This is a genomic window from Nodularia sp. UHCC 0506, from assembly GCF_034931045.1.
Taxonomy (GTDB): Bacteria; Cyanobacteriota; Cyanobacteriia; order Cyanobacteriales; family Nostocaceae; genus Nodularia.
Genome location: NZ_JAYGHH010000069.1, coordinates 13015 through 20716, shown reverse-complemented (window position 1 = coordinate 20716; position 7702 = coordinate 13015). Strand labels below are relative to the sequence as shown.

Genomic DNA, 7702 nt, shown 5'->3' with positions numbered 1-7702 from the left:
CTAGATGAACTGCGCCTTGTCGAGGCCGCCGTCCCGGAATTTTACCAGTTGTTATCCGAAGCGGTGTTGCCTATGGAGGCCAATGGCTAAATTAAACATTTGCTGTCATCTCGTTAGTCATTGAAATCGTTCAGAGGTAATTTTTACAGGTTAATATGCCACATAAAAAAATTGAAAATAAATGCGATGGCGATCATCATTGGTTGCCGATGAGTCGATGTGGTTTGATTCTTCACAGCGATGCCTACGGCGTATCGCTAAAGCGAAAGCTCCGCTAACGCGTAGCGTCTCGGAGAGAGCGCAGCTATCGCACCTAAATTTCGCACGAGAATTTATTGGGAAGTGTTAGGTAAGATAGTTGGGTAAAATTTTTGGAGTAGGAGTAAACTTTTTTGTACTGTAGTAATCCCTATTCCTTTCGTTGATAAAAATTTAGATAAATTACATATACTTTCATCTTGCATTGCTTGCTTAACTTTTTGAATGTATGCTGTCCCCAAGCTAGTTACTTCTATAATTTCTCTATCTGATAGTGAAAGAAAAACACTTTTTAAGTCGCTAAATATATCATCAGGTGCATTAGGATCGTATATATATATTTCTATAGGTAATTCGCATTCACCTAAATACCTTTTCATAATTTCCAGGGATTCTCTTTGAGGAATTCCTCCATTTTGTGTTCCAAGTAATGGAAAAGCGATGGAAATTATGTCTTTTTCTATGTATGTATCAACAAATTTTTGCAAGCCCAATTCTAGAAACTCTAACTTTGATGGTTTCTTCCAATGCTGTTTAGTAGGGAAATTTAAAACCCAATGTTGGACAGATTTATACAACCATAACTTGCCAATTTCCATCAAATTCTGCTCGCAAATTTTTACATAACGTGCATACATTTCTGGATATCTCAGGCGGAACTCTAATGAAATACCTGCACCCATCACTCCCACACAGTTTACGGTGTTTACCAGTGTTTGACAATTTGAAGTAAATAAATTACCATTAATTATTTTTAGGCTCATTTGTATAAATTAACCATTCCTGACCGTTTTCTTGAAACCTAATACTCATATTAGTATTAGGTTTATATTGTAGCTGGAGATGACGAGATGAACTAACATTAATAGTTTGTCCAAGGTTAATTTTTGAAATATCTCTAAACGGCGAAATAATTTCTCTATTCAATGGAAGCTGTTCTGTAAAGCTAAGAATTAATTCCCCATTAATATTTCCATATTTATCGTAATTATCAATTTGGATATCAATAAATTTTCCCTTGTCATTAATTGTTACATAAGGATTATTATGATAATACAAACTCCCTTCACCAACAATTTCTCGTTCTTTAAATACGCGATTAGCATATTTTGATTCTATACCAATGAGATTTAGCAAAGTATCTTTATCCTGAGTTGTACGACAAATAATACTTATATCCTCTAAATTCAACTCAGTAAAATCGAGATAATTATGAACGATAAACTCTTGTTGGGATGCCCTCAAAAAAGTCTCTTTGCCAACTTCTAGTGTAGAATAGACATGATCAAAATCAAAACATTGCTCCAAGAAAGTTGTACTGTTACCATAGTGAGAGCCTGAAGCTGCAAGATTTCCACTACTTATACCACATTTGTTCCCCTGTGTTTCCATGACTCGCTTTAGATCAAAGCGGAAGAAAATTGGTACAGGACAAAGAGCATAAATATTTCCTCTACGTTTGCCCAAACCTTCATTATGCCACTGAGTTGGAGTTTGTGGTCGGCAATAGAAACGTGCAAAATCTTTTACATCGCTTCTGGTACGGTCAATAAGGTTTGCACCGGCTGAACTGTTGAAGTTCCGGCAAAGATTTCTGGCTAGTAGTTTCTCACCTGTGAGAATTGAAACAGCATTTTCAAGATGAGTAAAGTGATAGATGTATCCTTTCCAAGAGGAATTTTGGCGATTTAGCCCTGCTTGAAGTTTCCGTGAAAATTCTTCTATATCTTCTGGTGTTCTCTGTAAAGAAAAATCATCGTTGGTACAATTAGTATGAATTTCAAAGAAAGGATTATAATTATCTATTTCTGGTTCATCTTCTTGAATTTCATTTATGTTGATTGCTGGAAAAAATTCTCCTCTTTCAATGACAATCAGTACCATAAGCTCAAGTATGTCTATTATCCGTTTATCATTGACAAACCAATAATGCTGCCGATTAGCATATAAGGTAGATGCTATTTCTTCTCGTTGCTCTCCCTGCAAGAGATAGATATATACTGCTTGACGCTGCTCTTCAGTTGTTGCCTGTAACGCCCACCTAATAATTTCGTCTTTGGAAATACTGTCTCTCCTGGAACGACAAGCATAGAAGAAATTTAAAGCAGTATCCTGATACTCATTGTGGAGAATGCGGCTATCTGGTGCAAAATCAACTAACAATTTTTCTTCAATAGCATTGGAATTGCTAATTAATAGTTGCTGACAAGGCAAATAACTACCATCTTTAGACATGAAGTAAACTGTCTCTAGAAAATTCTGAAGTTCATTGAGTTCATAAACTGCACTAAAGTTATTCAAAAACTCTTTAGAAATGAGACTACCAATATATCTAGCTTGGGATGCTCCCACTCTTGGCTGACTCTTGCCCATTTCATTTTTCAATATATCAATTAACCGTAAATCATTGATAAGGTAATGTATTTGAACAAAATCTTCTCCTAATAGTTTCTTAACTTGCTGCCATTTATCACGGGCAATGAGATTATTTTGATAATGTTGCTGAAACCCTGGCCAATTTGCGACTTGTAAAAAAGTGTTTTGGTCTAAGAGTTTACCTGTTACTTGATAGTTAACGTTATCAACTGAGATAAGTTGGCGGTAGCGACCATACAAACCACTGGGTAAAGCTGCACAGTGAGTAATGAGATATCCCATAGTGCGATTATTACCAGTCAACATATTACTGATAATATCAATTCCTTCACTGGGATCTTTTTGTTGCCAACGAACTGCTAACTCCTCCCATAAGAAGTTCCAAAACTCATATTCATCAACATTCGTAAAACCAAAAGTTCTAGCCAAAGCTTGCCAGTTACCATCACTAGCACCAAAAAGGCTATAAAGAACTTCTCCTAAATTTTTTCCGATAACTTGCGCTAACTCACGGTTACGAACTGAAGACTTCACTAAACTTTCTCGGCCTGTAGTAATGTCAAAGTTAGCATTTAAGATAAAACCTAGAAATAGCTCTTCCCTTGTGGGTGCTGTCACCCAAAAAGTTGGGATTTTTTCTGGTAAAGCCTTATAAAGGCAACCGTTATTTTCAAACAGACCTAAAACTAAACTGGCTTTGGTTTCTCCGCCAGTTTTTAGGCATAGTAGTATCGAATCTTGAGTATTACTTGCCGTTTGATATTTACCTGTTTCCACTCTCGGAATATTTAGAACAGTAGAGGGATGCCAATCTAAAGTAATTTCTTGAGAATAGGCATCAACAAATGTGCAAGTTTTGATAGCTTTAGAAAACACTAACAAAATATTAGCTACAGATTGGAAATCTTGAAGTACATTTTGCCAAGATATATTCTCTTCAAGCTCCAATTCTGTAATTGTGGCATCCGATAAACCTATATAGCGTTTAAAGTCTCCTCGAAGTTCACTGGATTTTTGTGGATTTAAACGTGATGGTATCAGCCCACCTGCAACGGTAAATCCTAAATTTTTACTTAGTACATAGGGTCTTTTGCAAGCAAGATAGACACTTTTAAATCCTAAACCAAATTTTCCTGTCACTCCTTCTCCTTTATCAGAGATATTGAAAGTTAGCATTTTTTCTAAGTCACGATCAAATCCTTTATCTTTATATTGTCTTTCTGGGTGGTTAGGATGTTGAAAACAGCCAATTGGTCTACCTGCATGGATAAATTGAATTTTATTATCATCAAATTTGATAATAAATTGCTTTCTGCTATCATTCATTTTTTGTTGGGATGACATAAACTGCCATTCAACTACTGCATCATCAGCATTTTGAAATAACTCAAATGGAATACTTTGACATCTGTATCCGTGTAAATTTATCTTTGTTCGCACAGCTTCTAATAATTCCTTTCTTACCTCCTCACTTTCTGAAGATTCATCTTCTAGTAAATGCGATAATCCAGAAATTAGATTTTCAATTTTTTTATCGATGTTCTCTACAGAGCGATTTTGTTGCTTGAGTTCTGCTCTCTGATGACGACAGTTATCCCAACTTGTTAAAAGCGTTTTAATCAAAGGAACACGTTCATGTGCGCCTAGCATCCTCATTACATAAGGCGCACCTTCTAGTAAAAAGTTTTTCGCTACTTGGATATCTAATTGATCAGACTCTAATAAATTTTCCCAAATTTGATTTAGTGATAAGGGAACTACTTCATAGACTTCTTTCAGTAAAATTCTTGTAGAGTTCCTTAAAATATTTACTAATTCTGATGGACTAAAGTCTTGAGGTTGAATAGGTAATAACTCAATTTCTGTAATATCAGGTGCAAGTTTGTTAACAAAAAGATGGGGAGGATTTTTAGTATTTACAAGACTTGCATTAAAAGTCAACCCTATTAGAGATTCTACTTCTCTCGTGCGCTCGCTTGCCTGACCTACATATACACGAAAGGTGCGATGTGCTATGAGTTGATACTCAAATAATCTTTGGCGTAAGTCGCCTAAATTTCGTTTACCTAAATAGAGATGAGCAAGGTTTTTAACACTGCCTTCACCACCATATAACAAAGTTAAAAATGCACCAATTGGTTCTGGAGGACAATGTTGTTCCCAAGCCCGAAAGTAATTTTGCAGAACATTAGAGTTTGTTTCATCGGCTCTTGTTACAGAAGATTGTAAACCATTTTGGGAATTAGTTTTCTGTATATCCTTTAAATAGGAGTGCAGAATTACTGTTTGCTCATTGTTGAGAAGATAAGCACCATCAATATTTTCTCTATTTCCCCAAGTTAAGTTATCAGGAGTTTGCCACTGTCCCCGATGGTTAAGTAAACGAATTTGTCCTATAATTTGTGAAAAGTTATGATAGTCAACTGCTAATTTTAGGTAACAATTAAAAACATTAATCGTAATTACTTCAGGCTCATTATTTAATTCAACAATATTTTGCAGTATTTTAATTAGTTTTTCTTCATCGAGTTCACCCAATAAATTTGGAAGTAAATATTTTTTAAATTTTTCTAAGCTAATTTTTTGAGCGAAGTTCCAAGCAGGCAGAAAGCTAACATCAATGGTGCTAAATACTTGCAAAACTTCATCTAACGGGAATTCATCTCTTGCAAATTTTCCCAGTTGATACTCATCTGCTTCTTTCAAAACTTTGCCAAGTTCTGACAAGACTTGATCTAGAGTTAAAAACAATTCTTTAGTTAACCATTGCCAACAAGTTGTATAATTACGAATTTGTTGATTTAATTGTGAAGATGCTATGTAAGAATTAGAAATTGTCAATAGTAACTCTTCAATTTCAATTTCTATATCTGGATAATGCAGAACATTTGCAGGATAAATAGCATTTCCATCTTTATCTACAAGCCACGGTGTTAATTTCAACCGTTCGTGATTATCTTCAAGGAGTCTTTGATTTGCATTACTAAATAAACTGCTTAAAGCATCTAGAATAATGTCAAGATATAAATGAGGTTGAGACTGACTAAGAATAAAGTTAATTACATCATTTTCATTCCACCGATAAAATAGCTTTTTGACTATTTTCAAGCTCTCATGATTTTGAACATCTTTAGACAAAAGTGATAATTCAGCATATTCACCTTCACTTATCTGAACTAATGTAGATAAATGTTTACTAATTCCTTTAGATACAATCTCAATTACCTGTTGAGGCGCAATTAGTTTGTCATTACAAATTAACCATGTTTCTGTTGTCAATAATCTTTCTAAACTTGGGTTCTTAGAAATATCTATATCTTGTAATGCGTCTAATATTACTGGAGAAAAATCACGCCAAAAACCCCATATTTTTTTCGGATAATAAAAAATCTTTTCAAGTATGCTTTCTGTGTTCCAAAAGGTAAATAATTTTTTAACAATACTATATGCTGGATGTTTTTTTATGCTGGTAGGTAGAGAAATTTCACTATATTTGGTACTGTCCAAAGTAGAGATTATTTCTTGATGTCGGACTAAATTTATTGGTAATCTAATTATATCTCGTGGTTGTCTCGCTTTACTATCTACATCCACTAACCAATGAATATTTTTTAGTTCACTTTCCCATTTATCTTTTTCTAATGTAGACAATTGTTGCAGAGAATTCAAAATCAAATCACAGTATTTTTCAGGATTGGCAAATTTTACAATTGTCGCTATTGCTTCATCAGGAGTCCAAACTGGAATCCAATTTTGGTCTAGTTCCTGTTTGTTTTGACGAATCAGTACAATATATTCTTTAAGGCGTTCATCAAGGGGGAAATCTGGATTTTCTAAATACGTTTTTCCAGATTCAATACAAACTAGCTCCCCATTAACTGTTTCATGGAGTTGTAGAGCTTTCCATAACTCTTGATTGTTAGGTCTTGGCCTAATATGGCGCAATAGCTCATATCTCTCAGATGGTTCTAGCAAATTACCATCTACACAGTCTGCTCCTAATTCACGAATTAAATCTACAACTTCTTCCGTCTGTAATAATTTAATTCCTAACATTTGGCGTTTAGCCGAAGGAATATGCTCAACAATTAGCGGGTCAATTAATCGCCAATCTTCACCTCCTATTTGTAAAACTTGTTGTCCAACTTTTTGCCATACTGTACTGTCTTGCGAAGTGATATATAAAGGAGTTGTAATATCCTGGTATTTTTCTTTATTTCCATGTAACAAGTAACGTAATTGATTAGACATGATTAATTAACTCCTTCAATAAATTGGTTCGTTGGCTGGAATTGCCTAAATCTGGTTGTGTGGCTAAAAGCTGTAAGCAAGTTTGAGGTTCAAATTTAGGAATAGCTTTTAAAGTGCTAGTTTTTCCTAAAATCATGGAAATTTTTGGTTCTATGAAAATCAGTTTACATTCGGGTAATGCTGCTTTTACAGCAGTAGCAATAGGTGTTTCGTAGTCTCTTTTTTCACCACGATACAGCAAACATTTTTGCTTATATTGTTGTAAAACCAAGTATGAGTAAATATAGTTTTTATTCTGTTGATGATTATACCCAAAAAATAAAGGAAGATTCGACACAAGGTTTAAAACAGTTTCTAATGAATTAATCTGCTCAAGAATTTGCTCAAGAATTGCTTTAGCTACGTTCTTGGTAGTTGCTTCTGTCAATAATTGACTAAGGCAAGTCAGAATAAATTTTACTTGTTCATTATTCAAAGAACCACTACTAGCAGGGGAATTTGGCTCAAATAATTCATAAATTAATAGTGGTTGTTCAATATCTAGCTGATACAATGCGCTTACAACAAGTTGCATAGCTTCTCCATTGCAAATAACTTTTTTAAGTTTCAACCTTTTTTCAGGATGAATTAAGGCAACTATTTTTTTTATAGCTTCATTAAATTGCTCTTGTTGAAGGTTTTCCAGACCAATGGTTATAAATGCTTCTCGAACTAACTTTATTAAGCAGGTTTGAATTTGAGATTGTCCAATAAGTTTTTTATTTTGAATGAGAAAATTTATCAAATAATTGATATTTTTAGGTTGAGCAAAAAGTAC

The 7702-nt window shown here is 34.2% G+C and carries 2 protein-coding genes and 1 pseudogene; all 3 read right to left on the bottom strand.

The features are described from left to right. Positions 1-332 precede the first annotated feature (332 nt). Positions 333-1022, bottom strand: coding sequence for a macro domain-containing protein (locus VB654_RS23715; RefSeq protein ID WP_323216293.1), 690 nt, complete (start codon positions 1020-1022; stop codon positions 333-335). After that, positions 1003-6885, bottom strand: coding sequence for a DarT ssDNA thymidine ADP-ribosyltransferase family protein (locus VB654_RS23710; protein WP_323216292.1), 5883 nt, complete (start codon positions 6883-6885; stop codon positions 1003-1005). Before VB654_RS23710 ends, VB654_RS23715 begins: the two co-directional genes overlap by 20 nt. After that, positions 6878-7702 (bottom strand): annotated as a pseudogene (locus VB654_RS23705) (hypothetical protein); the annotation flags it as partial. The pseudogene VB654_RS23705 and the gene VB654_RS23710, both read right to left, overlap by 8 nt.